General features: G+C 63.6%; 26 protein-coding genes and 1 pseudogene. 12 read left to right on the top strand and 15 right to left on the bottom strand.

Annotation, left to right across the window (positions count from 1 at the left end; all coding sequences use genetic code 11):
- Positions 1-116: 116 nt before the first annotated feature.
- The 3 genes from ABIB73_RS09615 to ABIB73_RS09605 are packed head-to-tail and all read left to right on the top strand — an operon-like array spanning position 117 to position 2,390.
- Positions 117-950, top strand: coding sequence for a transporter substrate-binding domain-containing protein (locus tag ABIB73_RS09615; RefSeq protein WP_354223372.1), 834 nt, complete (start codon positions 117-119; stop codon positions 948-950).
- A gap of 10 nt (positions 951-960) precedes the next feature.
- Positions 961-1,623: an amino acid ABC transporter permease gene (locus ABIB73_RS09610; RefSeq protein ID WP_354223370.1), complete on the top strand. Its 663-nt coding sequence runs from the start codon at positions 961-963 to the stop codon at positions 1,621-1,623.
- Positions 1,620-2,390: an amino acid ABC transporter ATP-binding protein gene (locus ABIB73_RS09605; RefSeq protein WP_354223368.1), complete on the top strand. Its 771-nt coding sequence runs from the start codon at positions 1,620-1,622 to the stop codon at positions 2,388-2,390. The genes ABIB73_RS09610 and ABIB73_RS09605 overlap by 4 nt, the downstream gene beginning before the upstream one ends.
- A gap of 76 nt (positions 2,391-2,466) precedes the next feature.
- Here ABIB73_RS09605 and ABIB73_RS09600 read toward each other — a convergent pair whose 3' ends face one another.
- Positions 2,467-3,903, bottom strand: coding sequence for a DUF1254 domain-containing protein (locus ABIB73_RS09600; RefSeq protein ID WP_354224261.1), 1,437 nt, complete (start codon positions 3,901-3,903; stop codon positions 2,467-2,469).
- A 113-nt stretch (positions 3,904-4,016) separates the two neighbouring features.
- Between ABIB73_RS09600 and ABIB73_RS09595 the strand changes: the two genes are divergently transcribed.
- On the top strand, positions 4,017-4,274 hold the full coding sequence (locus ABIB73_RS09595; protein WP_354223366.1) for a hypothetical protein: 258 nt from the start codon (positions 4,017-4,019) through the stop codon (positions 4,272-4,274).
- A 63-nt stretch (positions 4,275-4,337) separates the two neighbouring features.
- On the opposite strand, the gene ABIB73_RS09590 is transcribed toward ABIB73_RS09595, so the two are convergent.
- A complete protein-coding gene (locus ABIB73_RS09590; RefSeq protein ID WP_354223364.1) occupies positions 4,338-5,036 on the bottom strand; it encodes a TetR/AcrR family transcriptional regulator in 699 nt (232 codons plus the stop codon).
- On the opposite strand from ABIB73_RS09590, the gene ABIB73_RS09585 reads away from it, so the two are divergent.
- On the top strand, positions 5,029-5,913 hold the full coding sequence (locus ABIB73_RS09585; RefSeq protein WP_354223362.1) for an NmrA family NAD(P)-binding protein: 885 nt from the start codon (positions 5,029-5,031) through the stop codon (positions 5,911-5,913). The genes ABIB73_RS09590 and ABIB73_RS09585 overlap by 8 nt on opposite strands.
- A gap of 18 nt (positions 5,914-5,931) precedes the next feature.
- Here the strand turns inward: ABIB73_RS09585 and ABIB73_RS09580 are convergent, their stop codons facing one another.
- Together ABIB73_RS09580 and ABIB73_RS09575 are read right to left on the bottom strand one after the other, a co-directional pair.
- On the bottom strand, positions 5,932-7,452 hold the full coding sequence (locus tag ABIB73_RS09580) for a carboxylesterase family protein (RefSeq protein ID WP_354223360.1): 1,521 nt from the start codon (positions 7,450-7,452) through the stop codon (positions 5,932-5,934).
- Between the two features lie 19 nt (positions 7,453-7,471).
- Positions 7,472-8,812 (bottom strand): MFS transporter, encoded by a 1,341-nt coding sequence (locus ABIB73_RS09575; protein WP_354223358.1) that lies wholly within the window; start codon positions 8,810-8,812, stop codon positions 7,472-7,474.
- A 213-nt stretch (positions 8,813-9,025) separates the two neighbouring features.
- Between ABIB73_RS09575 and ABIB73_RS09570 the strand changes: the two genes are divergently transcribed.
- A complete protein-coding gene (locus tag ABIB73_RS09570) occupies positions 9,026-9,673 on the top strand; it encodes a TetR/AcrR family transcriptional regulator (protein WP_354223356.1) in 648 nt (215 codons plus the stop codon).
- Between the two features lie 222 nt (positions 9,674-9,895).
- On the opposite strand, the gene ABIB73_RS09565 is transcribed toward ABIB73_RS09570, so the two are convergent.
- The 6 genes from ABIB73_RS09565 to ABIB73_RS09540 form a co-directional block, all read right to left on the bottom strand.
- Positions 9,896-10,681, bottom strand: a complete 786-nt coding sequence (locus ABIB73_RS09565; RefSeq protein ID WP_354223354.1) for an ABC transporter permease — start codon at positions 10,679-10,681, stop codon at positions 9,896-9,898.
- Entirely contained in the window at positions 10,678-11,490 is an 813-nt protein-coding gene (locus ABIB73_RS09560) for an ABC transporter permease (protein WP_354224260.1), read from the bottom strand. Before ABIB73_RS09560 ends, ABIB73_RS09565 begins: the two co-directional genes overlap by 4 nt.
- 85 nt (positions 11,491-11,575) lie before the next feature.
- Complete coding sequence (locus ABIB73_RS09555; RefSeq protein WP_354223352.1) at positions 11,576-12,637, bottom strand: ABC transporter substrate-binding protein; 1,062 nt, start codon at positions 12,635-12,637, stop codon at positions 11,576-11,578.
- 28 nt (positions 12,638-12,665) lie between these two features.
- Positions 12,666-13,973 (bottom strand): NAD(P)/FAD-dependent oxidoreductase, encoded by a 1,308-nt coding sequence (locus ABIB73_RS09550; RefSeq protein ID WP_354223350.1) that lies wholly within the window; start codon positions 13,971-13,973, stop codon positions 12,666-12,668.
- Between the two features lie 15 nt (positions 13,974-13,988).
- The gene (locus ABIB73_RS09545) at positions 13,989-14,702 is read right to left on the bottom strand and encodes an HAD family hydrolase (protein WP_354223348.1); all 714 of its coding nucleotides are present in this window, start codon (positions 14,700-14,702) and stop codon (positions 13,989-13,991) included.
- Between the two features lie 33 nt (positions 14,703-14,735).
- The gene (locus ABIB73_RS09540; RefSeq protein ID WP_354223346.1) at positions 14,736-15,818 is read right to left on the bottom strand and encodes an ABC transporter ATP-binding protein; all 1,083 of its coding nucleotides are present in this window, start codon (positions 15,816-15,818) and stop codon (positions 14,736-14,738) included.
- Positions 15,819-16,029: 211 nt separating this feature from the next.
- On the opposite strand from ABIB73_RS09540, the gene ABIB73_RS09535 reads away from it, so the two are divergent.
- Complete coding sequence (locus tag ABIB73_RS09535; RefSeq protein ID WP_354223344.1) at positions 16,030-16,968, top strand: LysR family transcriptional regulator; 939 nt, start codon at positions 16,030-16,032, stop codon at positions 16,966-16,968.
- A 139-nt stretch (positions 16,969-17,107) separates the two neighbouring features.
- Here the strand turns inward: ABIB73_RS09535 and uxuA are convergent, their stop codons facing one another.
- Both uxuA and ABIB73_RS09525 read right to left on the bottom strand, forming a co-directional pair.
- Positions 17,108-18,295 carry a mannonate dehydratase gene (gene uxuA, locus ABIB73_RS09530; protein WP_354223342.1) on the bottom strand — a complete coding sequence of 396 codons (1,188 nt, stop codon included), beginning with the start codon at positions 18,293-18,295 and terminating at the stop codon, positions 17,108-17,110.
- Positions 18,292-18,462 carry a hypothetical protein gene (locus tag ABIB73_RS09525; protein ID WP_354224293.1) on the bottom strand — a complete coding sequence of 57 codons (171 nt, stop codon included), beginning with the start codon at positions 18,460-18,462 and terminating at the stop codon, positions 18,292-18,294. Before ABIB73_RS09525 ends, uxuA begins: the two co-directional genes overlap by 4 nt.
- Between ABIB73_RS09525 and ABIB73_RS09520 the strand changes: the two are divergent.
- Positions 18,462-18,965 (top strand): annotated as a pseudogene (locus tag ABIB73_RS09520) (mannitol dehydrogenase family protein); the annotation flags it as partial. The gene ABIB73_RS09525 and the pseudogene ABIB73_RS09520 sit on opposite strands and share 1 nt — an antisense overlap.
- 89 nt (positions 18,966-19,054) lie before the next feature.
- Entirely contained in the window at positions 19,055-19,462 is a 408-nt protein-coding gene (locus ABIB73_RS09515; RefSeq protein WP_354223340.1) for a nuclear transport factor 2 family protein, read from the top strand.
- A 68-nt stretch (positions 19,463-19,530) separates the two neighbouring features.
- On the opposite strand, the gene ABIB73_RS09510 is transcribed toward ABIB73_RS09515, so the two are convergent.
- On the bottom strand, positions 19,531-20,244 hold the full coding sequence (locus ABIB73_RS09510) for an HAD family hydrolase (RefSeq protein WP_354223338.1): 714 nt from the start codon (positions 20,242-20,244) through the stop codon (positions 19,531-19,533).
- Between the two features lie 154 nt (positions 20,245-20,398).
- Here ABIB73_RS09510 and ABIB73_RS09505 point away from each other — a divergent pair, with 154 nt between their 5' ends.
- Positions 20,399-21,247, top strand: a complete 849-nt coding sequence (locus tag ABIB73_RS09505) for an SDR family oxidoreductase (RefSeq protein WP_354223336.1) — start codon at positions 20,399-20,401, stop codon at positions 21,245-21,247.
- A gap of 120 nt (positions 21,248-21,367) precedes the next feature.
- On the top strand, positions 21,368-22,636 hold the full coding sequence (locus ABIB73_RS09500; protein ID WP_354223334.1) for a serine hydrolase domain-containing protein: 1,269 nt from the start codon (positions 21,368-21,370) through the stop codon (positions 22,634-22,636).
- Positions 22,637-22,692: 56 nt separating this feature from the next.
- On the opposite strand, the gene ABIB73_RS09495 is transcribed toward ABIB73_RS09500, so the two are convergent.
- Positions 22,693-23,580 carry a dienelactone hydrolase family protein gene (locus ABIB73_RS09495; RefSeq protein WP_354223332.1) on the bottom strand — a complete coding sequence of 296 codons (888 nt, stop codon included), beginning with the start codon at positions 23,578-23,580 and terminating at the stop codon, positions 22,693-22,695.
- A gap of 102 nt (positions 23,581-23,682) precedes the next feature.
- A complete protein-coding gene (locus tag ABIB73_RS09490) occupies positions 23,683-24,909 on the bottom strand; it encodes an MFS transporter (protein ID WP_502918419.1) in 1,227 nt (408 codons plus the stop codon).
- 551 nt (positions 24,910-25,460) lie between these two features.
- Between ABIB73_RS09490 and ABIB73_RS09485 the strand changes: the two genes are divergently transcribed.
- Positions 25,461-26,039: a MarR family winged helix-turn-helix transcriptional regulator gene (locus ABIB73_RS09485; protein WP_354223328.1), complete on the top strand. Its 579-nt coding sequence runs from the start codon at positions 25,461-25,463 to the stop codon at positions 26,037-26,039.
- The last annotated feature ends 2 nt before the right edge of the window (positions 26,040-26,041 follow it).

Here is a 26,041-nt window from a genome sequence, read left to right as displayed (position 1 = left end):
TGCCTTGCCGCACAAATGGTCAGCAACTTGAAATACCGTATTGCATTTTACTCTGAATACAGAAATAGTCCAGAGGCCGGAGACGATCCGACCCAAATTCCAGGAGGCAACAAGCCATGAATCGCAGGGACGCACTCACCACTGTCGCGCTGGCGGGCGCAGCGATTGCCGCGAGCAGCTCGGCCAAGGCCGACACCGCGACCTCCACGCTCGACCGTATCAAGAAGAATGGCGTGCTGCGGGTCGCCGTCATCGTCGGCCAGGAGCCCTACTTCCATAAGGACCTCGCCACCAGCCAATGGTCAGGCGCCTGCATCGAGATGGCGAACGACATCGCGAGCAAGCTCGGTGCCAAGGTCGAGACGCTGGAATCGACCTGGGGCAACCAGATACTCGACCTCCAGGCCGACAAGGTCGACCTCGCCTTCGCCGTGAACCCGACGCCGGAGCGCGCGCTGGTGATCGACTTCTCGACCCCGATCCTGGTGCACTCCTTCACCGTCATCACCAAGAAGGGCTTTGCCAAGCCGCAGACCTGGGCCGAGCTCAACAAGCCCGAGGTCAAGATCGCCGTCGACATCGGCTCGACGCATGAGACGATCGCGCGCCGCTACTGCCCGAAGGCGACCATCCTCGGCTTCAAGAACCGCGACGAGGCGATCCTTGCGGTCGCAACCGGCCGTGCCGACTGCAACGTCTCGCTGGCGGTGCTCTCGGTCTCGACCCTGAAGAAGAATCCGAACCTCGGCGATCTCGCCATCCCGCGCCCGCTGCTGACGCTGCCGACCAACATGGGCATCCGCGCCGAGAGCGACCGCCGCTACAAGGATTTCCTGAGCGCCTGGGCCGACTACAACCGCGCGATGGGTCAGACCCGCGAGTGGATGCTCAAGGGCTTTGAAGCGGTCGGCCTCACCGCCGACGATCTTCCGGGCGAAGTGCAGTTCTGACGGCGGTTCGATGTATGTCTGGGAGTTCGCGGCGCTCAAGCCGTATTGGGGCCTGATCTGGCAAGGGCTCCTGGTCACCTTGTTTTACACGGTGACCACGGTGGTCGCGGGCCTCGTGATCGGACTGGCCGTCGGCGTCCTGCGCACGACGGCTCCGCGCTGGATCTCGGTGCCGCTGCGGCTCTATATCGAGGTGTTCCGCTGCACCCCGCTGCTGGTCCAGCTGGTCTGGATGTACTACGCCCTGCCCGTCCTGATCGGCGTCGACATGTCGCCGGCGATGGCCTGCTTCATCGCGCTGTCGCTCTATGCCGGCTCGTTCTACGCCGAAATCTTTCGCGGCGGCATCGAGGCCGTCGATATCGGCCAGTGGGAAGCCGGGCGCGCCATCGGCATGCGCCGCGGCAAGATCTTTCGCCGCATCGTGCTGCCGCAGGCCACCCAGGTGATGATCCCATCATTCATCAACCAGACCATCATGCAGCTGAAAAACACCTCGCTGGTGTCGGTTGTCGCAGTCGGCGACCTGCTCTACCAGGGCTCGGTGATCACGGCGACGAGCTACAAGCCGCTCGAGGTCTATACCACGATCGCCGTGCTCTATTTCGTCGTGCTGTTCCCGCTGACCCTGGTCGCCGACCAGGTCGAGCAGCGGATGGGAGCGCATCGATGAACACGAACGGCGCGACGCTGGTCGCCAACAACATCCACAAGGCGTTCGGCGATAACGAGGTGCTCAAGGGCGTCTCGCTGTCGGTCGCACGCGGCGAGGTCGTCACCCTGATCGGCGCCTCCGGCTCCGGCAAGTCGACCTTCCTGCGCTGCCTGAACCTGCTTGAAATGCCGCAGCAGGGTGAACTCGCGATCGGCACGCACACATTCACTTTCGGCAAAGGTCCTCGCGCACCGAAGGACGCGCAACTGGCGCAACTGCGCGAGAATGTCGGCATGGTGTTCCAGCATTTCAACCTGTTCCCGCACATGTCGGTGCTCGCCAACGTCACGGAGGGCCCGGTGCAGGTGAAGGGCATGGCGCGGGCGGAAGCCAACGGGCTCGGCCGCGAACTGCTCGCCAAGGTCGGCCTCGCCGACAAAGCCGACGCTTTCCCGAGCCGCCTGTCCGGCGGCCAGAAGCAACGCGTCGCAATTGCACGTGCGCTCGCCATGAAGCCCGAGGTGATGCTGTTCGACGAGCCGACTTCGGCACTCGACCCCGAGCTCGTCGGCGAAGTGCTCTCCGTCATCCGCAGCCTCGCCGCCGAAGGCATGACCATGGTGCTGGTGACGCACGAGATGGCCTTTGCCGCCGATGTCTCCACCCGCGTCGGTTTCATGAATGACGGCATCATGGCCGAAATCGGTACGCCCGAGGAAACCATCCGTCAGCCGCGCAGCGAACGGCTGAAGGCGTTCTTGAGCCGGTTTCACGAGACGCACTGAGGCGTGTGTCTGCGCTCCGGTCAGGGCGCGCGCATATGTTCGCGCCCTAGTGCAGTTTCGACTGCCGGTCGCATGCTCACTGTGCGGTCAAGCCCGACGCACCCTGAGTTTTCACGACCGGTTGCGGCGTCCATCGCCCTGTGAGAGCTTCTGATTTCGGGCTGTAAAGTCGCATCGTCAGATTGAATGGCCCCTTGGGAGCGGGAAGCCAATTCGCCTCCTTGTCCTTTCCCGGACTTTCGTTCTGGAGATAAAGGTCAAGTGAGCCATCGGCGTTGTATTTGAAGGGCATCCAACTGGAGACCGCGAACCGGTTCAGGTTGTTTCCAACTTGAAATCCCTCCGCATCATAAAGAGTGATCGACCAGAAGGCGTTAACAGGAGGCGTTGCACCCTTATCAAAGGTGACGGTGTATTTGTTTGCGCCATCGAGCGGCTTGCCGGCTTCGTCGCCGATGTTGAGAGGATAGATGGCGTCCTCGACAAGATTTGCCCCAAGCCCAAGTTGCGCGACAATGGCCCGTTTCAGATAGTAATTGCCATACACGCCCATTGTGTCGGTGTTCAACGACCAGCCATTGGCAACCCGCGCCAAGGTCGGCACTTTCCACGCCATCAGCTTCTGCGCATCTTCCGGTGCGGTCTCAAGCCCCCTTTGCACGACCGGATCAAGCTTGCCGATATCAAAGTTATTCCCAGCCTCAATTCCGATTTTCTTCATCTGTGCGATGATTGGCTCATCTGTGAGATGAGCGGGAACGAGCTTGAGCAACTCGGCGGCATGAGCGAAATAGACCCCTGCCGTCATTGTATCGACTTGGGCCTTCGGTGGCGTCTTCATATCGACGCTGGGGTCAATTTTGACTTCGAGCGGCTTGGGCGATTTGCCGAATTCAGAAAGCAGCGCGGCTTTGTAACCAGCCTGGATTTTATGAACCGCATCGTAATCCGCAGGACCGTCCGTCTTGGTGCGACCAATGATCCAAACATACGGCGTGGGCGCCTCAATGCGCTGGGTATTCTTCGGCAGCTTGAACTCATCGATAAACCGGTCACGCAGATCGGGCCGCCAGCCCGGAGGCGTCACCAAAAAAGTCCCAGCCTGAGTGCCGGTGGTCCGCCACCCCGGAGAGGCGAAAACATCGCTCCACATGTCGAGCATGGGCAGCAGGTAATAGCGCCCGTCCGTGTCCGGCACGCTGATCACGACGGGTTCCTTCGTCATGTCAAGCCATGCGATGGAATACAAAGTATCGAAGTTGGAGCGCACGACTCCTTTGAAGTCTGCCGGCGGGTACGCGGGTACATTGACGAACATGTTCATCGGGCCTTTGCCAAACTCCTTGCCCGGCTCGATGTTGGTAGACTGCTTTCGCGTAATGTCCATCGACAAGAGCGAATAGAAATAAAGGTAGGCATTGACGCCGATAGAATGTGCCTCCTGTTCGGTAATGGCGCTCTGGGCTTGCACGGTCAGCGGGAAAACCGAGGAAATGAGCAGGCTCAAAGCCAGCTTGGTCGCACTCTTATTCAAGGTACCCTCCTGCCAAATGCTCTGTACGACGCCTAACGGCTTTTCGCATACCTACCTGTTGATCTAGATCAATTGGCAAGGCTGGCTAGGCCATGTCTGAGAAGGGGTCAAAAGCCGGCGTCAGCAAAGCTTCGACGCCGTTTCCGCTGCTGGCGTCATTGATCCGCCCTTGCGATCCGGCGCTGCTCGATCCATTCATCGCAGCCGCCCGCGAATTGGAGGCCGACGGCATCAAGGCGATCACGACGAGCTGCGGCTTCGCCGAGGTATCGGGCCTGCCCGTGTTCGACATCAACACACTGATAAACTTCTTCTATCGCGCAGCCTATCCCGTGCCGTTCTTGCGCTGAACAAGTCGGGACGGGCGCCGAGCCACGCTCAATCCCCGGACACTCCACGGAATTGGGCGAATGTCAGACTGTACGTTGGGGCGCCACGACGGCTGGGAGCAATGGCCACGCCGTCATTGCAAGTTCTACAACGCGGCGAAGCTCGCCAACAGTCGCGCCAGCTTGCGGCAAATTCAATATGGCCTGCAACACGCCGAGATAGTGCCACGCCAATCCGTCGATGTCGGCTGCCGCCGCCAATTCTCCATTTGCGACCGCCTCGCGTAAAATCGCGACGAGAATTGCGCGCTGCTGCGTAAGTCCCTGCCGCGCGGCCGACTGACCCGCCAGGGGCAGATCGATCATCTCGGCGCAAGATCTGGCTAGCATGCACCCAGCGGGTCGCACCATCTTGCCTCCCCTGGGCAGGAATTCGTGCAGCAGCGCTTCGAGCTGTTGGCGCTTCGTGTCGCCTCGAACGGCGCTCATCCGCCGCACGACGCGCTCGACGTAAGTCGAAAGGACTTCCTGGAACAGCCCGTCCTTGTCTTGAAATCGCTTGTACATACTGGACCGCGACAAACCCATCGCTGTCGTCAATTGATCGATTGACGAGGCCGAATAGCCGTGACGCCAAAACACATCCATCGCGGAATTGATCACGGCATCGTCATCGAATTGGGGTTTTCCGCTCATCGTATTCCCGCTTGACATCTTGGAATGATCGTTCCAAATATCTTGAACTGATCGTTCCAAGATACGGAAGGTGATCCGGATGTTCAACCCCTCCCAGCATGGCGCCGGCCGTACGCGCATTGCGGTCGCCGGAGCCACAGGTCGCGTGGGCTCCGCCTTGATTTCGAAACTGGTCACCGAACCGGTTGAGCTTGTGGCGTTGACCCGCACGCCGGACGCTGAACGCCTGCCGTCCGGGGTCGCCCTTGCGACCGTGGACTTCGATGCGCGGTCAACTCTGGATGCGGCGCTGCGCAGCGCTGACCGTCTGTTCCTCGCCCACGGCACGTCTCCCCGGCAGGTCGCCAATGAACTCGCGCTGATCGACGCAGCCGTGGCCGCCGGCGTGAGCCACATCGTCAAATTGTCCGTGTTGGGACCGCCATCTCGGCTACATCCGTTCGACTGGCATATGCAGATTGAGGCGCATCTTGCGACCTGCGACGTGGGCTTTACCGTTTTGCGGCCTTCGAGCTTCGTTGACATCCTGGCGCGGGCTGTCGCTCCAATCGTCAATGACACATGGGGCGGGGCAGCGGGCGACGGATTGGTCAATCTGATCGACACACGCGATGTCGCAGATTCCGCTTTTGCTGTCCTTCTCGACGATGCGCACGTCACGTCTCAACGCGCCTATCACCTGACCGGGCCAACCGCGGTGAGCATGCCTGGGATAGCAGATGAACTGTCCGGATTGCTTGGTCGCGCCGTCACATATCAGCACCGAAGCCCTGCGGAACAGCGTGAGAAGCTACTTGCTTCGGGGCTGAACGAATTTGTCGCCGACCTGCTGCTCGGCCTGGATCGCCTTTTCTATGAATCGGTGCTCGCAGAAACCACGTCAACTGTTCGCGAATTGACGGGCCACGCTCCGCGTCCGGTAACCGATTGGCTAAGCGACAACCTCTCGCTGTTTCGAAAATAGCCCAAGCCCGGAAGTGCATCATGAGTCTGATCTCATGGTGCTGATTCGCGACGTTGCGGCCCTAGCTTGCGGCACGCCGGATTGCCTCGAAAGCTCCCCCCAGACGCGGAACCGCGCGCCTTCGTTGAGAGGGACAATATGAAACGGCTGGCCAAAGATTGCGAGAGGCTCCTTGCCGGCCTCGAACCACGGCCAGGCTTCCGCAACATCAGGCACACCGGTCGTGACGAAACGCAGCACGCTCGCCTGAAACCGCGCCGCCACATCGATATCGGCCGGCGTCATCGGTCCACCCTCGCGCTTCAGGATCGGGCGATCGATGAAGTCGGGCAGATGCGCCCAGAGGCAGGCATTGTCGGCGCCATGGGTCGGCCCTTGCGACAAAAATGGCTCCAGCGCCGGGCGATGATCGAACCGGCTCAGCCACACCGCGCCGCCCGCCGCTGCATGATGCCGCGCGAGATCGGCCATCGGGCGATGCCAGAACGCATCAGACAACAGTGCTTCGTAAGGATCCTCGTCGACGCGCGCCGTCGCGCGGTAATAGGCCAGCAGGCGCTCCCAGCCGGCATCGCCGTACGCAGCGCGCACGTTGCGCTCAGTGACGCGGATCATCGCGGCCGGCGGCGTGCTCTTCAGGAACATCACCATCTCGTCGCGGCAGGAGCCGAGCCAGAGCGGAATGTCGCGCAAGCTGCCGTCGGCAAACACATCGCCCGGCTCGCGCGGGATCACGGTGCCGTCGAGCACCGGGCCGAACACGGTGCCTGAGGCGGTCTCGTCCGCGAGCCTGCGGCCGACTTTCTCGACCGCCGAAAAAAGCTGCGGCAGCGGCACGGATGCGATCGCGCTGGCGTCGCGCTCAAACTCGGCGAGCACACGGCGCGCGACGTCGTCGGCATGATCGGCGCTCATGATGTTGCGCCCAGGCGCACTCAGCGCAAGCGCGCGGGCGAACTTGCCCCTGGCCTGCGGCAGGGTCGCGAGCGCAATCACCATCGACGCGCCGGCCGACTGGCCCGACAGCGTCACGGCGTCCGGATCGCCGCCGAAATTGGCGATATTGGCATGCACCCAGTCGAGCGCGGCGAGCGCATCCGAGATCGCGAGGTTGTTGGCCTCGCCCAGCCCGTGGCGATGCAATTGCAGAAAGCCGAGCGGCCCGAGCCGGTAATTGATGGTGACGATCACGGCCGGGCCGTGCGCGGCGAGGAATGCACCGTCATAATCGGCGCCGCCGCCGGTGACGAAGGCGCCGCCATGGATGAACAACAACACCGGCAGCGGTCGATCGGCCCCTGCCGGCGTCCAGATGTTGAGGCTGAGACAGGACTCCTCAATCGCATCATCGAGGTGGCCGGGCTGCGGCGCAAACGCGCCGTAGGCTGTGCAGCGGTGTGGCTCTGTCCACGCATGCGGTGGCGTTGCCTTGGCAAAGCGCCGCGCGATCGCGAACGGCACGCCCTTGAAGGCACGCACGGCCCCCTGCTCGACACCGACGATGGGACCCCGCGTGGTCGAAACTGCATTGGTCAGCATGCGATGCCCTGTCTTTCGCTCAAGCGCGCCGCTTGCCGAGATCGGCGATGTCGACGGTGTGGGTTTCGCGCGCGGTGGCCGCTGCCGCTGCCGAGATCACGCAGCAGCAGGCGACGAAGGTCGCGACCGGGATCCAACCGTTGGGCCCATCGCCGACCAGGCTTGCGCTCACCAGCGGCGTGAAGCCGGCAGCGAGGAAACCGAGCTGGGTGCCGATCGCGGTGCCGGAATAGCGCACGCGCGCTTCGAACATTTCCGCGTAGAACGACGGCCAGATCGCATTCGGCGCGGCATAGACGATTCCGGACAGGATGATCGCGGCGGCGAAGATCGCGATCGTGTTGCCCGACGTCACCAGCATGAAATAGGGGAACAGCAACACGGCGCAGCCGAGCACGCCGCCGATGAACACCGGCTTGCGGCCGATCTTGTCGGCGAGCAAGGCCCAGAGCGGCTGCGTCATCAGTGCCGTGACATTGCCGAGCACGCCGGCCCACAGCATGGTCGGGCGCGCGACGCCGAACTTGCTCGTGGCGTAGCCGAGCGCGAACACGGCAGTCATCGTGCTTACCGTCGCAATCAGCGCGCAGACGATCACGCGCAGCACGTCCGGCCAGTAGTCGCGCAGCAGCGTGACGACGGGGAAGCGCGCGACTTGCGCCTTGTCCTTGATATCAGCGAACACCGGCGTTTCCGGCATGGTCCGCCGCACCAGATAGGCGACCAGCAGCACGAGCGCGGAGAGCAGGAACGGAATGCGCCAGCCCCAGCTCAGCAATTGATCTTCGGGCATGCTGGCGACGGGAATGAACACCAGGGTGGCCAGGATCGCGCCGGCCTGCGTGCCGCTCAAGGTCCAGCTCGTGAAGAAGGCGCGGTTGGAATTGGCGGAATGCTCCAGCGTCAGCGAGTTCGCCCCACTCTGCTCGCCGGCCGCCGACAGGCCCTGCAACAGCCGCAGCAGCGTCAGGATAACAGGCGCGGCGTTGCCGATCGTTCTGGCATCCGGCAACAGGCCGATCGCAAGCGTCGAGCAACCCATCACCACCAGCGTGAACAGCAGCACGGTCTTGCGGCCGATACGGTCGCCGAAATGGCCAAGGATGACGGCCCCGACGGGCCGCGCGATGTAGCCGATGCCAAAGGAGAGCAGCGCAAGCAGCGTCCCGGTCGACGGATCGACATTGGCGAAGAACACTTTTGGAAAGATCAGCGCCGCCGCGGTGCCGTAGATGAAGAAGTCGTAATATTCGAGCATGCTGCCGACGAAGCTGACGAGCGCGGCGCGCTTCGGCAGCATGCCCGACGTGGCGTCCGCGGTGGACGGCGCGTGCAGCGATGCGATTGAGGTCGAGCTCATGAAATTTCCTCCCGGTGTGCGATGTCGGTCACGGCTCGCTTCTGGCCGTCTGGCCTTGCGCGTTTTTTTTGCTTTTGGTTGCCGCGACCTTGGTTTCAAGTCATAATGTACGAACTAGTACGTTTATGCAAGATGGCACCGAAAGATGCCGGATTGGGCGAAATTTGCCTTCACCTTCAAGGTGATCCATAGAAACCGGCGGGAGAAATTGTGATGCTCAAGCGCATGCCGCCCCCATCGAAGCGCACCAACGACCCCGAGCGCACCAAGCGCGACATCCTCGAAGTGGCGATGCAGGAATTCGCCTCGGAGGGCTATTCCGGCGCCCGCGTCGACGCGATCGCAGCGCGGACGCGCACGTCGAAGCGGATGATCTATTATTATTTCGGCGGCAAGGAGCAGCTCTACCTCGCGGTGCTGGAGGAGGCCTATCGCAGCATCCGTGCGCTGGAGGATCAGCTCGATATCGCAAGCTGCGACGCGCGCGAGGGCTTGCGCCGGCTGATCGAGGCGACCTTCGATCACGACGAGCGCAATCCGAACTTCATCCGCCTCGTCAGCATCGAGAACATCCACCACGGCAAGCACCTGAAGCAGAATTTGCAACTGCGCCAGCTCAATGCCAGCGTGATCGCAACCCTCGACGGCATCCTCAAGCGCGGCCGCGCGGAAGGCACCTTCCGCGACGACGTCGACGCCATCGACCTGCATCTGGCCATCAGCTCCTACTGCTTCTTCCGCGTCGCCAACCGCCACACATTCGGCGCCCTGTTCGACCGCGACCTCAGCGAGCCCAGGGTGCTGGCGAAGAGCCGGACGCAGATCGTGGAGATGATCTTGGCGTGGCTCGCCAAGGCGTAAGGGTGTAAGGACCGCTCCCGCGTCGTCATTGCGAGGCCGCAGCGCCACGCTCTCTCGTGTCCCGGACGCGCTGCAACGCTGTTGGCGTTGCTGCGCAGAGCCGGGACCCAGATAGCAGCACGGAGCACTCGGTGAGATGGGCCCCGGCTCTGCAGCGCACCGCCAAAAAGGCGCTGCGCTGCGTCCGGGGAACGAGACCCCGAGAATCCGGCGGCATCGCCCTCACCCACTCCTCTTCTGCCGCGCGCTCGCTGCGAGCACCAGCATGAAGGACGCCGCCGTCATCAGCGTCGAGATCGCGGCAATGGTCGGGTCGATCTCGTCGCGCAGCGCGGTGAACATGCGCTTGGTCAGCGGCTGATACTGGCCGCCCGAGATGAACAGTGCGACGATGGTCTCGTCCATCGCCGAGATGAAGGCGAAGATGCCGCCGGCAATCGCGCTGGACTTGATCTGCGGCAGCGTCACCGCAAAGAAGCTGCGCAGCCGGTTCATGCCGAGGCTGCGCGCGACCATCTCCTGCGCCGGATCGAAGCTTTGCAGGCCCGCGAGCACGGAGATCAAGACATAGGGCAATCCCAGCATCACATTCGCGAGCACGAGGCCCGGCAGGGTCGCCACCAGCCCGACCTTGGCATAGACGAAGAAGATGCCGACCGCGGTGATGATGATCGGCACCACCAGCGGCAGCAGCAGCGCCACGTGGATGATGCGCATGATGCGCAGCTTTGACTGGCTGATGGCATAGGCGGCGGCAACGCCGAGCGGCGTCGCGATGACCACGGTCAGGAACGCGACCGTCAGCGTCACCCGCGTCGCCTGCATCCAGGCCGGGTTCGAAAAATACTGCTGATACCAGCGCAGCGACAGCGACGGTGGTGGGAACGTCAAAAAGCGTGCGCTGGAGAACGAGATCGGCGCGATGATCAAAACCGGCAGGATCAGATAGATCAGCACCATGGTGCTGATCACATAGAGGGCGATCCTGGCAGGTGACACGCGCGTCATTTCTGCCCCAGCACACGATCGAGCGAGATGAAGCGGCTGACGACAACGAAGATCAGCAGCACGCTCAAGAGCAGCACCACCGCGACCGCGCTCGCGGCCCCAAACTGGTTATAGAGCTCGACATTGCGGCTCACCAGCATCGACACCATCACTGTGCGGCCGCCGCCGAGCAGTTCAGGGGTGATGTAGAAACCAAGGCAGAGCACGAACACCATGGTGCAGCCCGCGAGCACGCCCGGCAGCGACAGCGGCAGGAAGACGCGCATGAAGGTCAGCGACGGGCTCGCACCGAGGCTGGCGCCGGCCTGCATCAGATCGCCGGGGATCTTCTGCATGGTGGCATAGAGCGGCAGCACCATGAACGGCAGCAGGATGTGCACCGTCGCAACCACTGTGCCGAATGTGTTGTGGACCAGCGCGAGCGGCTCGCCGATCACATCGAGATAACGCAAAAGCTGATTGATCACGCCGGTGCGCTGGAGCAGTGCGAGCCAGGCATAGGCACGCACCAGCACGCTGGTCCAGAACGGCAGCACGACCAGCGCGAGGACGAGGATGCTCCACCCTTTCGGCACAGCGTTGGCGAGATACGCCACGGGATAGCCGAGCAGCAGCGCCAGCACGGTCACCGCGAGGCTGATCTCGAAGGTCAGCGCAAAGCTGCGCCAATAGATGTCTTCGGTGAAGATGCGGCGATAATTCTCAAGCGTGAAGCCGTCATGGTAGATCGACTGCCAGGCCAACCAGCCGACCGGCAGCACGATCAGGAGCAGGATCACGAGCAGTGCCGGCGACACCAAAGCCAGCATCAGGCCGTGCTCGCGGCGCTGATGCTTTTGTGATGGATCTGCCACGGATGTCGTCAACGCTGCCTCGCTTCGCTTACTTCTTTGTCTACTTCTGCATGAACGACGCCCAGCGCTTCTCGGCCGCTTCGCCCGCCGGCGATGACCACCAGGCGTAGGACATCAGCGCCTGCTTGGCCGCATTGGCCGGCTCGCTCGGCAATTGCGCGGCGCGCTCGGGCTTGATCACGTTGGTCTCGAACGCCTTCGGGTTACCCGGGCCGTAGTCGATGTTGAGCGGCAGATTGGCCTGGTGCACGGGATCGACGGCCTCGTTGAGGAATTTCACCGCCGTCTCGATATTGGGCGCGCCCTTGAGGATGCAGAGCGAGGTGCTCTGCAAGATGCCCTGGTTGTAGGTGAAGGCGACCCTTGCGCCCTCCTTGGCGACCGCACTGACGCGGCCGTTCCAAGCCATCTCCATGTCGACCTCGCCGTCATTGAGGAGCTGCGCCGATTGCGCGCCGGAGGTCCACCACACCGTGATGTTGGGCTTGATCTCTTCGAGCTTCTTGAAGGCACGGTCGACGTCGAGCGGGTAAAGCTTGTCCGGCGCAACGCCATCGGCCATCAATGCCGCTTCGAGCGTGGCGATCGGATGGTTGCGCAGCGCGCGGCGGCCGGGGAATTTCTTGACGTCCCAGAAGTCGACCCAGCTGTTCGGCGCGTCCTTCGGGAACGTCTTCTGGCTGTAGGCCAGCACGCTGGAATAGAACTCGTACGACACTGAATAGGGGCTGCGATACGCTTCCGGCATCGCCGCAGCGTTCGGAATTTTCGAGAAGTCGAGCTTTTCGATCAGCCCCTGCTCGCCACCGCGCAGGCAATAGCCGGTCGGGGTATCCACGACGTCCCAGATCGGCTTGCCGCTGCCGACCTGGGTCTTGATCGCCGGCCAGGCATCGGGAATGGAATCCTGATTGATGGTGATGCCGAGCTTCTTCGCCGAGGGATCGAGGATCGCCACCGTTTGCGCCTGCTGATAGGCGCCGCCCTGCGAGACGAAAGTGATTTGCTCAGCGGCGTTGGCCGCGGTGCCCGCCAGTCCGATCGCGCCGAGCGAAGCGCCTAGCAGCGCGTAGCCAAATCCAGAGTGCCGTTTCGTCGTCATCCTCACCTCCTCCATCGCCAAAACAATCTCACTGACCGATCGCATCGAGAAACTGATACCAGCCCGCGACCATGCGCACGGCGGGCTCACGCAACGGATAGAAGGGAATGGGCCTGAGGCGGCTGGCGTCGAGCAGCCCGACCTCGGGCGTCTCGCCGCGTACGAAGGCGGCGAGATAGCGGCCCATCAGGCTCGACATCGCCACGCCCGCGCCATTGTAGCCCATCGAGAACAGCGTGCGGTCGTCGAGCCGGCCGATATGCGGCACCGAGTCCAGCGTCATGCCGACGAGGCCCGACCATTTGTACGCGAGCGGAACGTCAGCGAGGTCCGGAAAAATGCCAACCATCGCCTTGCGCAAGGCATCGAAGGCGGATTCCGAGTCCTGCCTGCCGAAGGCGCCGCGGCCGCCAAAGATCACGCGATTGTCGACCATGCGGAACCAGCGCATCATGCGCTTGGTCTCGGTGTAGGTGCGCCCAGTCGGCATCAGACGTCCGGCAAGATTGCGCGGCAGCTTGTCGGTCGCGACCATGGCGCTGCGGAACGGGATCAACGTGCGCTGCATATGCACGGTGGCATCAGTCAGATCGGAATAGCTGTTGGTGGCGATGATCGCCTGTTTTGCACGCACCGCGCCTTGCGGCGTCTCCGCGACGATGCCGTCGTTCTCGCGCCGGAGTCTTGTCACCGGCGATTCCTGGAAAATGGGTACGCCGCGGCGCGCCACGCCATCGGCGAGGCCGCGCAGATAATTCAGCGGATGAATGCCGCCCGAGCCGGGATTGAGCACGCCGCCGACGAAGATGTCGGAGCCCGTCTCATCCCGGACTTCGCGCTTGTCGAGGATGCGGACCTCCGCATCGCCCATCTCGCGCTTCATCCAGTCGGCTTCGTCGATCGCGGCCTTCAGTGTCGTCTCGTTGTGCGCAGCCTTGACCTGGCCGGTGCGGGTGAGCTGCGCACTGGTGATGCCGAACTCGGACACCAACTCTTCGACCATGTCGGTCGATTCATGCGCAATCTCGTACATGCGTCGCGCCATGGCGCGGCCGTGCACGGCATCGACCTCGCGGAACGAGAGGCGGAACTTTGCGGTGATCACCCCGCCATTGCGGCCGCTGGCGCCCCAGCCGGGGCGGTTGGCCTCGAGCACGACCGGCGACAACCCGCTCTTGGCGATGTGATGCGCAGCGGACAGACCGGTATAGCCCGCACCGATGATCACCACATCCGCCTGATGCTCGCCCGACAGGACCGGAAAGTCGCGCGCCGGCTCGGCCGTGGCGGCCCACAGCGAATTGGCCGATGGTAGCGCGCTCCAGTCCCGTGTCATGCCGCCGCTCATCGCTTATGCCGGCCCGATCGCGGCGTCGGCGAGCGCCTTCAACGTCGAAAAATGGAAGTCCGGCTTGGTCAGCGTCTCTACCGCCGGTGTGCCGCCGAAGCCGGCCATGCCCTGACGCCGCTCGATCCAGCACACCTTGTAGCCGAGCTTTCGCGCGATCCCGATGTCGTGGTGCTGGCTCTGCGCAACATGCAGGATGTCGGACTGCTTGTAGCCGAAGGCAGACTGGCGGCCTTTGTTGTAGGCGAAGAACTCCGGATTGGGCTTTGCAACGCCGGTCTCGTCGGCGCACACCGTGTCGTCGAAGGGATCGCCGAGCGCGTGCGCGTAACATGAGAGCGCGACGCGGTCGGCATTGGTCATCGCGACCAGCCGGAATTTTGTGCGCAGGCGCTTCAGGGCCTCGACCGAATCCGGGAACGGTCCCCAGCGCAGTACCGAAAGCTGGAACATGTCGCACGACGCATCTTCGGCTGGCAGCCCGAGCTCCTTGGCGAGGTAGCGGTAGACGTGGAACATCACCTCGCTCGAGCGCTCGTAATGCTGGTCGCGGCCGCGCTTGTAGGATTCGAAGATCTTGTCGTCGCTGAGCTCAGCCGGCGACTTGCCGGAGATCCGGCGCACGGCGGAGAGCACGCCGGTCTCGAAATCGATCAAGGTGCCGACGACGTCGAAGGTGAGAACCTTGAAATTGCTGAACGAGGCTGCTGACGACATTTTTTCTTCTCTCGGTTTGGACAAGACTGGAGGCTAGTCGCTCACCCTTGGGACGACGATGGTGTCCTCGGGGTGAAGGGTCACGGTGAGGCTGCCGCCGAGCGGCGGAATGCGGCTATAGGCCTGGTGGTACGCCGGCTGGCGCAGGCTGAGCGCGAGGCCGTCGGCGAGCGCCAGGAAGATGCGCAGGCTCTCACCCTGGTAGACGATATCGGTGACGGTACCGGTCAGCCGGTTGCAGGCGGCATCCTGCGCGCCGTCGTCGATCAGCAGCTTTTCGCTGTGCACGGCGAGCATCAGCGCATCGCCTGACGGAATGGCGCGGGCGCTGCGCAGCAAAGCGTTGCCGAGCGACACGCTGGAGGCATCGACGCGGCGCACCGGCAACATCGTCGCCTCGCCGATAAAACTCGCGACGAAAGAATCGGCGGGATGATCGTGCAGGCGCTCGGGCTCATCGATCTGGATCAGCCTGCCGTCCCTCATCACGGCGACGCGGTCGCTCATGGTCAGCGCCTCGCGCTGGTCGTGGGTGACGTAGATGATGGTGGCGCCGATGCGCCGGTGCAACGCGCGCAGCTCGATCTGCATGGATTCGCGAAGCTGCTTGTCGAGCGCGGAGAGCGGCTCGTCCATCAGGATCAGGCGCGGCTCGAAGATCATGGCGCGCGCCAGCGCGACACGCTGGCGCTGGCCGCCGGAGAGCTGCGCGATGCCGCGCTCCTCGTAGCCCGCAAGACCTACCATCGCGAGCGCCGCACGAACCTTGTCCGGCCAGCTCGCTTTCGGCAGGCGCCGCGCGCGCAAGGGAAAGGCGACATTCTCGCCGACGCTCATATGCGGGAACAGCGCGTAGTTCTGGAACACGACGCCGATGTCGCGCTTGTGCGGCGGCATCCAGGTGACGTCGCGTCCGCCGAAATGGATGGAGCCGGACGAGGGCAGGATGAAGCCGCCCAGAATGCCGAGCAGCGTGGTCTTGCCGGAACCGGACGGGCCGAGCAGCGAGACGAACTCGCCGGCGGCGACATTGAGGGACACGTCGTCGAGGGCGCGAACCGCGCCGTAAGCCTTGCTCGCGGACCTGATCTCGACGCTTTCCGCTCGTTTGTCCAACGATCGACCTCGCCCATGTCCTCAGCTGGCGTGCCTCACTGCACGCCATAAGCCTGCTTTATAGACAGCGTTTCGGGGCAATCTGGATCGCAGCGTGCGCTGCAAACAATCTTCTCTCCAAAACCCTGTCTTTAGGCTGTCATGCCAATGACACCAGACTTGGCAGAACTCGGCAATTGCCAAATTCTCACTCGCCTCATAACATAGCGTTATGCCCGAGCTGCGCCGGATGCTGCCCTCAAGTAACGCCCTGTTCGTCTTCGACGCCGCGGCGCGCAACGGCAGCTTCACGGCTGCAGCCGCCGAACTGAACGTCACGCAGCCGGCAGTGAGCCGGATGCTCGGCCAGTTCGAGGAGCATCTTGGCGTTCGCCTGTTCGACCGCACAGCAGGCCGCGCGGTGCTGACCGAGGAAGGCGAGCTGCTCTATCGTCGCGTGCTCGACGGCTTTCGCAGCATCGAGAGCGGGCTGGTCGAGATCGAGCGGCGCCGCAAGGGCACCGAGACGATCACTCTGTCGGTCTCGTCCGCCTTCACCACGCACTGGCTGATGCCGCGCATCGACAAGCTCCAGCGGCAATTTCCCCGGGTCGATTTACGCTTCCAGCTGATCTCCGGCGCGCTGCGCGGACCGGTGGAGAATGTGGACCTCGGCATGCGTTTTCGTGACCGCGAAGAACCGTCCTCGGGCGGCACGCTGGTCATGAAGGAAGTCATGTTGCCAATGTGCAGCCCTGGCTATCTCGGCGAGACCGATCCCGCCGAGGGCAACACCATCATTCGTCTCGCCGAGACGCCGGGCGACTGGGCCGCGGATTACGCATCCCTTCTCACCGGGCGCCGCGGTGCGGCCAAGGCGCTGAGCTTCACAGATTATGCGGTCGTGGTGCAGGCTGCACTGCTCGGCCAGGGCATCGCGCTCGGCTGGCTGACGGTCGCCTCGCACTGGCTCCTGACCGGCGCGCTGGTGCCGGCGTCGGAGACGCTCACCACCACGCGGCGCATCTGCGAATTCCTGCCGCCGCGCAACCGCCCAATGCGGCCCATCGCCGCCGAGATCCGTGACTGGATCATCGCGCAGATGCAAAGCGAGATCGCGGCGATCGACCGGCTCTATCCGAAGCTCGGCGCGATGGCGGCGTGCTATTAGGCGGGCGGTGTTGGGGTGAGGCGCCCCTCCCTCCACGTCATTGCGAGCGCAGCGAAGCACTCCAGAGTCTTTCCGCGGAGACAGTCTGGATTGCTTCGCTGCGCTCGCAATGACGGTGTGGATGGACTCTTCGCCTCTATCAATGCTCAATCGCCCTGATCGCGCCGCGCAGCTCGGCGAGGCCGCGCAGGCGGCCGATCGCGGTGTAGCCGGGATTGGTGCGCTTGGGGGCGGCAAGATCGTCCAGCATGCGGTGGCCGTGATCGGGGCGGAACACGATCTGTTTGTCAGGCGAACGCCGCGCATTCTCCATCAGCAACGCCTTGAGCACCGCGACCATGTCGACGTCGCCGTCGAGATGGTCGGATTCGTAGAAGGAGAGGCCGTCCGCCTCGCGCTTGGTCGCCCGCAGATGCGCGAAAGCGATGCGCGGGCCGAAACGCTCGGCCATCGCGGGCAGGTTGTTCTCGGCGCGCACGCCGAGCGAGCCCGTGCAGAGACAAATGCCGTTGGCCTTGGAGGGCACGGCGTCGAACAGCGCTTGATAGTCGTCCGCGGTAGAGGCGACGCGCGGCAGGCCAAACAGCGGGCGCGGCGGATCGTCCGGGTGCAGCGTCAGCGACACGCCGAGCTGCTCGGCCACCGGTGCGACACGGTCAAGGAACTCCGCGAGGTGCTGACGCAGGATTTTTGGCGTGATGTCGCGATAGGTCTCGAGCCGGTCGCGGAATTGCGGGATGGTCATCGGCTCTGTGGTCGAGCCCGGCAGCGCGCTGGCGATGACCATGATGAGATAGTCGATGTCCGCCTGGCTCATCTTCTCGATCAGCTTCTTTGCGCGGGCCCGCTGCTCAGGCGAATATTCCTGCGCCGCGGCGGACCGCTTCAGGATGTGCAGCTCGAACGCGGCAAAGCGGTCCTGGTCGAAGCGCATGGCGCGGGCGCCGTTCGGCAATTCCCATTCGAGATCGGTGCGGCACCAGTCGACGACAGGCATGAAGTTGTAGCAGATGATCTTGATGCCGGAAGCGGCGACCGCCTCCAAGCTCGCGATCCAGGCTTCGATCGAGCGCGTCGCCTTAGCCCCAAGGCGCTTGACGTCGTCGGGAATCGGAATCGATTCCACCACCGACCAGGTCAGCTGCGAGCGGCCGGGCTGGCCGTTCTCGATGAAGTTCTTGCGCTCCTCGACGGCCCTGCGTGTCCAGGCTTCCCCGATCGGCACCTGATGCAGCGCCGAGACGATATCCGTCGCGCCGGCCTGCCTGACATCATCCAAGGACACCGGATCATCCGGCCCGTACCAGCGCCATCCCTGCAACATCATGCGCGTTCTCCTAGGGTCAAGTTCGCCGTCAGCACGACCTTGACGCTCCGCGGGCGGTCGAGCGCCAGCCGCAGTGCGTCCGGCGCGGTCGACAGCGGCCGCTCGGCGGTGACCAGCGACAGCACGTCGACGCTGCCGGCTCCGATCAGTTCCACCGCCGTCGGCATTTCGCAAGCTCGCCGCACAAATGATGGAAGAGGCCGCGGTGACCCTGACAATGCCATCAGGCACCGATCTTGCCGCCTACCGCGCCTCGCTGCTCAAGCGCTTCTCCAATCCGGCACTGCATCACCGCACCTGGCAGATCGCGATGGACGGCTCGCAGAAACTTTCGCAGCGACTCCTGCGCGCGATGCAGGACCGCCTGCGCAAGAACCTGCCGATCGCAACGCATGCGCTCGCGGTGGCCGGCTGGATGCGTTACGTCACCGCGCGCGACGAGCAGGGCCAACCGATCGACGTGCGCGATCCGCTCGCCGGCGAACTCGCGGCGTTGGCGCGCGAGGCGGGTCCTGTCGCCGAGCGGCTCGCGCCCGCATTGCTCGGGGTTGCGAAGGTGTTCGGCCCGCTTGGCGCCGAGCCGCGCCTGCGCGAGGCCGTGACCGCGGCGCTCGACCGCTTCTATGCGGAAGGTGCACGGCGGGCGGTGGAGACGCACGTTTCCGCGTGACGGCAATCCCAAAGGTCGATGCTGCACTGCGGTCAAAATCGACGGAAGTCGCGCTTGATTTTTGGCTGTCATTGGCCCACCCGAGAGCCATGGCAAAGGACAGCAAGATCATCGCCGCGAATGCGGCCTTTTACGCCGCCTTTTCGACGGGTGACTTCGACGGCATGGAGCGGATGTGGGCGGATGACGACACCATTTCCTGCATCCATCCCGGCTGGCCCGCCATCGTCGGGCGCGCCACCGTGATCGGGAGCTGGCGCGATATCTTGCAAAACCCGGAACGGCCGCAGATCGTCTGCGCCGAGCCGCAGGTGATCGTCGACGGCGACAGCGCGCGCGTGCTCTGCATCGAGATCGTCGATGGCACCGCTTTGGCCGCCGCCAACCATTTTCGACGCGTCGGCGACGGTTGGCGCCTCGTGCATCACCAGTCGAGCCCGATCGCGCAGATTGTCGAGCAGGCTGAAGACGATAGCCCGAGCCACCGGGTCCATTGAGCGCGGCAGCCACGCCGGCACGTTCTACTTTGCATGGGGTTGTTTTTCAGTTTTTTTGATTGGCGCCCTCATCCGAGCTCCGACAGATCGTCCAGCACGAACCGCGCCTCGGTGAAATCATCGTCCCGGAAAAACATGCTGCGCGTGATCAGAACCGGAATGTTGGCGCGCGCGGCCGCGATCAGGCCGTTGGCGGAATCCTCGATCGCGACGCAGTCCGACGGCTCCAGCTTCAGCCGCGCCAGGATCTCGAGATAGACGTCCGGTGCGGGTTTCTTGTGCCGCACATCATCGCCGGCGACGATGGCGTCGAAGTCCGCAGCCCAGCGGGTCCCCAGCGCCCGCGACAGCAGCGCATCGATATTGCCGTGCGAGGTCGTTGTCGCGATCGCAAGCCGCTGGCCGCGTGCCTTCGCCGCAACCAGCAGGTCCGCCACACCCGGCCGCAGCGCGCAGCAGCCGGTTTCGATCAGCTCGACATAATGCGCGGTCTTGATGCGGTGAAGCTCGGCGATGTCCGCATCCGACAAGGGCGACGCGATCCGCAGCCTTGCATGATAGGCACGAATACGTTCCTTGCCGCCCGCCACCCGCAGCAGGTCCTTGTAAACGGCACGGTCCCATTGCCAATCGAGACGGTGGCGGGCGAAGGCTTCGTTGAAGGCCTGGCGATGCAGTTCCTCCGTCTCGGCCAGGGTGCCGTCGACATCGAAAATCAGCGCGGCCGCGCGCCGGATCAGCTCCGCGGCGCCAGATGGCACCACGACCGCCTCTGCCTGCATGATCGATGCCTCCCTGACGACGCCCTGTAACGATCGACCATCGCCCGGGGTGGCAGACGAGTAAAATTGCAATATCTTTTGCCGGACCCAGAAATCTCTTATGAGCGGCGCGCGGGGCGGCGCGGCCGGGAACTCCGATCAGCACGGGAGACGCATGAGGCTCTTCATCCTTGGCCTTGGCTACAGTGCCCGGCACTTCGTCTCCAGATTTGGCGGCACCTTCTCGCACATCGCCGGCACGGTGCGCGCCCCCGCGAAGCGAGAGGCGATCGCCGGCATCGAGGCGCATCCATTCTCCGGAACCGCTCCTGATCGCGAGGCGGTCGGGCAGGTTCGCGACGCCGATGTCCTTCTCGTGTCGATCCCGCCCGGCAGCGCGGGCGATCCCGCCATCGCAGCCTTCGCAGACGTGCTGGCAACGGGCCACCGCAAGATCGTCTACCTCTCCACCATCGGCGTGTATGGCGATCACGGCGGCGCGTGGGTCGATGAAAGCACGCCGCCACAGGCCGCTCTCGACCGCACGCGGATGCGGCTCGCCGCCGAAGAGGCGTGGGCGGACACGACGCGCGGTGACGTCGCGATCCTGCGGCTTGCGGGCATCTACGGCCCCGGCCGCAATGCGCTGGCGACGCTGCGGGCGGGCTCGGCCCGGCGCATCATCAAGCCGGGACAGGTCTTCAACCGCATTCACGTCGACGACATCGCAAGCGCGATCATGGCCGCGGTTCGCCATCGGGGCGGCGGCACATGGAACGTCTGCGATGACGAGCCTGCGCCGCCGCAGGACGTGATCGCCTACGCGGCGAAGCTGATGAGTGTTGCGCCGCCGCCCGAAGAAGCGTTCGCGACAGCCGAAATGTCGGCGATGGCGCGCAGCTTCTATGCCAGCAGCGCCCGTGTCTCCAATGCGAAATTGAAGCGCGAACTCGGCGTCACGCTTGCCTACCCGACCTATCGGCACGGCCTCGACGCGTTGTGGCGCACCGGGGAAGGACAATAGGTTCCGGCATCACCGACGCTTCCCAGATATGCCCTGCCCGCGCTTGACTTCGCGCCAGTGCGGTCGTGGTCTAGGCATCGAGCGGGCCACGGCATAACGAGCTCGCCCTGGGAGGACACAATGAACAAGACGATCGCCATGATCGCGACGGCGGCTGCCGTGATCACGCTCGGTGCTGCCAGTGCTGCGCCACTGCCCGAGGCCAATCCCGACGATGTCGGCTTCTCCAAACAAGGCCTCACGCGGCTCGACGATTTCTTCGCGCGCGAGATCGCCGCCAAGCGCGTGCCGGGCGCGGTCGTCGCGGTCGCGCGCGATGGCAAGCTTGTCCATTACAAGGCCTATGGCATGCTCGATCCGGACAAGGGCACGCCGATGCCGGTCGATGCGATCTTCGCGCTGGCCTCGATGACCAAGCCGATGGCAGCGGTCGCAGGATTGACGCTGATGGAGCAGGGCCGGCTGCCGCTCCAGGCCAAGCTCTCCGACTATTATCCCGGCTTTGCCAACATGAAGGTCGGCGTTGAGCAGGCTGACGGTTCGCTGAAACTCGAACCGCAGGCTTCACCAATCTTCATTCATGACCTGTATCGGCATACATCTGGCCTGATGTATGGCGGCCGTCCGGACAGTTCCAGCGTGCTGGCGCGACAATACCCTGAGGGCACCGCGCCGGCGATCGAAGGCGACACGCAGGCCTTCATCGAGCGCATCAACAAGCTGCCGCTGGTGCACCAGCCCTCGACCGAGTTCGAATATGGCTTCTCGATCGACGTGCTCGGCGCGGTCGTCGAAAAGGTGACCGAGCAGCGGCTCGGCGACTATCTCGCCACTAATGTCTGGCAACCGCTTGGGATGAAGGACGCAACCTTCCACCCGACCGACGCACAGCGCCCTCGCCTCGCCCGTCCCTTTGCCAACGACCCACTGACCGGCCGGCCGCAGGCCATCAAGCTGCTGGACACGCCGACCAAGTTCGATTGCGGCGGCGCCTGCTCGTTCGCGACGGTCGGCGACTACATCCGCTTCGGACAGATGCTGCTCAATGGCGGCGAGCTTGACGGCCAGCGCATTCTCGGGCCGAAGACCGTGCATCATATGACGACCAATCACCTCGGTCCCGAGATCAAGAACAACGTGGCGAATATCGAGCCACATCGCGCCGGCTTCGGCTTTGGCCTCGCGGTCGCGGTCCGGACCAGCGAAGGGCTGTCGTCGGTCCCCGGCAATCCCGGTGAGTTCACCTGGAATGGCGCCTACGGAACGCAGTTCTTCTGCGACCCCAAGGAGCGTCTCGTCGTGGTGGTAGGAACGGCGGCCCCCGGTGAGCTCAGGAAATATTATCGCGAGCAGGTGCAGGATCTCGTCTATGGCGCGATGGTGAGGTGAGATCGCGTGGAAATAGAAAGGGCGGCCGATCGGGCCGCCCTTCAAAAACCGGCGCGTCAGCTCAAGACGCCGTATTTCTTGAACCAGGCTTGCGCCTGCTTCCAGGCATCTTCCGCGGCCTCCTTGCGGTAGCTGCCACGATAATCGGCGTGGAAGCCGTGCGGCGCCTCCGGATAGATCTTGAATTCAGCCGTCTTCTTGTTCTGCTCGAGCGCCGCCTTGAGCTGCTCGACCTGCGCGACGGGAATGCCGGTATCGGCGCCGCCATAGAGGCCGAGCACCGGCGCCTTCATCTCGGGGGCGAGCTGAAGCGGGCTCTTCGGCCAGAGCGGATTGGCCGGGTCGACCGGCGGACCGTAGAAGGCGACACCGGCCTTGAGGGTACCGTTATGGGCGGCATATTCCCAGACCGTGCGACCGCCCCGGCAGAAACCGATGATGCCGAGCTTGCTGGTATCGCCGCCTTGCGATCCTGCCCACGCCACGGTTGCGTCGAGATCGGACAGGAGCTCTGCGTCCGGCTTGGCATTGACGATCGGCAGCAGGTCCTTGATCTCGGTGATCTTGGTCAGGTCGACGCCCTTGCGGAAGTAATAGTCGGGCGCGACCGCAAACGCGCCGAGCTTGGCGAGGCGGCGCGTCACATCCTTGATGTATTCGTGCAGGCCAAAAATCTCCATCGCCACGATGATCACCGGCGCCTTGGTGTTGCCGGCTGGACGGGCAAAATAGGCAGGCATCTCCTCGGAGCCGACTTTGATCTTGGCGTCACCGGCCTGAAGGCCGCTGGTGTCGGTGGTGATGACCTCGGCACGGACCGGCCCGGCCGCAAGCGTGTAGCCGGCGGCCACCGCCGCGGTGGCGCTCATGAACCCGCGCCGCGAGACCGGGGCAACTTTGGTCAGCCCGACGACGTCGGACGTCATGGTGGTTTCAATACTCATCGGTTGATCCTTCCTGATGCCTGGCCCTGACCCTTCAGGTGACGCATTCGCCAATAGTTGCCGGCCAAACGCAAATCACCAGCCTGCGAGCGCGTGGCGCAGTCAGGCTTCGCCCCGCCGCTTTTTCACCGGCGCAGTCTCAGGCATCAGGCTCATCGCGACGAGTCCGACGATTGCCGCAAGCAGCAGGTACCAGGCCGGCGCCAAAGGATCGCCGGTGACATGGAGGAGCCAGGTGACCACGAGCTGTGCGGTGCCGCCGAAGCTTGCGATCGCGACCGCGTAGACGGTGGCGAACACGCCGCCGCGGATGTTCTGGGGCAGCGCCTCGGTGAAGGTGGCGTAGAACGCCGTGAACGGCAGCGCGCCAATGGCGGAGAGCACTCCGAAGCCGACCAGCAGCGACAGCGCACCGGGCGCGTGCACTATCCACAGGAAGGCCGGATAGGTCAGCAGCAGCGTTACGAGCTGCGGCCAGATCATGACCGGCTTGCGGCCCAGGCGATCGGCGAGCCATCCGCCGAACAGCGCACCCGCAAACTGAATGCCGTTGCTCACAAGCGACACGGCGAAGGCCAGTGTCGACGACACATGCAGCGTGTTCTGTGCATAGGTCGTCATGTATTGCGTGACATAGGTCGAGATCGTGCCGCTGGCCAAAATCATCAGCGCCAGCGCGATGAGGCCAGTGTGGCGGCTGGCCTGCGAGAGATGACTCGTGCGATCGACGGCCGCTCGACCGGCGTCCGCCTGCGGGATCGTTTCCGGCAGCGTCCGGCGCATCCACAATCCGAACGGCAGGCAGATCGCCCCGATCAGGAACGCCACCCGCCAGCCGTAGGAGTCCAGCATCTCTGGTGCCATGGTCTTGCTCAGGATGACACCGACCAGGGCGCCGGCGGTCGCGGCGATCTCCTGGCTCGCGGGCTGCCATGCCACCACCAGCGCGCGATGCTCCGGCGGTGCGATCTCGATGAGATAGGCGGTGGTCGGCCCGACCTCGCCGCCGAGGGCAAAGCCCTGTGCCATGCGCGCCACGATCACGATGATCGGCGCCGCGACGCCGATCGAATTGTAGGACGGCGTGAGCGAGATGGTCAGGATCGCCGCCCCCATCAACGCAAAGCTCAGCAGCATGGCGGGCCGCCGGCCGATCCGGTCGGAATAGATGCCGAGCACGACCCCGCCGATCGGCCGCGTCACGAAGCCAGCGCCGAAGGTTGCCAGCGACAGCATGAGGCTGCCGTATTCGCTTCCGGTCGGGAAGAACGCGTGGCCGATCTGTATGGCGAAGAAGCTATAAGTGATGAAATCGTAGAATTCGAGCATGTTGCCGACGGTGGCGGCCAATGCTGCGCGTTTGACACTGAACGGCTTTACTTGCTCGATTCCCGACGACACTCTGACATTCCTCCAATTTGATCGTGTGCCCGATTTAACCGCCGCGCTGCGCCGCGACATCCATTAACTGAAAAAGGCGGTTCTCTCACTCGCCGCGCCATCACGCGCTGCAAGCAATGTGCGCTTTTGCGCAATTCGAAACGTTTCGCAGCAACAATCGGACTCGATAGTGGCCGCAACGACACATCATGTTGCCCATGTTGCCCAGGCATCGCACACGGTCTGACATTTGCGCGCGAGTCTTCGTCATTTGACTGAAATTTTCAGAAGACTTGAGCCGTGTAATTTACTCGAACTTTCTCTGTGACGCTCTAGTTCCACATCCGAGAGTTCCATCTCCAGAATGGAGAAGGGTCTTCCAAGCGAGGTGAGTCTCTCCGCTTCGAGCCGATCCATCGCTCGAGGACTTCCCTCTCGCCCGCACGGATTGCGCTCCCAAAGGCTCAATTGAATAAAGCTTTATCCGACCTGGACTAGAAATGATTTTAGCTCGTGAAGCGATTGAATTGTTGGGACAGATGGCGCGAATCCTGTGGTTCGAAGGGACCAAGCACGGCTTGCGCGACCGCGAGTGGATGGCGTTGCGATTCCTCTCTCGTGCCAACCGGTTTTCGAGAACGCCTTCGGCGCTGGCGAGCTACGTCGGCACCACGCGTGGCACCGCCTCGTTCATCATCGGCGAGCTCGAGCGGCTGGGCTATCTGGAGCGGAAGCGCTCCGCCAAGGACAAACGCTCGGTGATGCTGAGCGTGACACAGCAGGGCAAGAAGTTTTTGGCGCGCGATCCCGTCAACGTTCTCGTCGACGCCATCGCCGTGCTCGACGATGACGGCAAGATCCGCTTTCGCGACACACTGCGACACGTGCTCGATCAAGCGGACGCCGCCGAACAGCGGCACCATACCGACGTCTGCAAGCGATGCATCTTCCTCCGGGAGGATCGCACCAGCTCCGACAACAAGACGACGGTCGAGTTCACCTGCCGCCTGTTTCGCGCGCCGATCGCGGAGGCAGAGATCGACCTGCTATGCACCAGCTTCGAGCATCACCGCCAATAGAA

Source organism: Bradyrhizobium sp. F1.4.3 (assembly GCF_040548375.1).
Lineage (GTDB): Bacteria > Pseudomonadota > Alphaproteobacteria > Rhizobiales > Xanthobacteraceae > Bradyrhizobium.
Note: the sequence above shows the minus strand (reverse complement) of the source record. Positions and strands in the feature narration are given on the sequence as shown.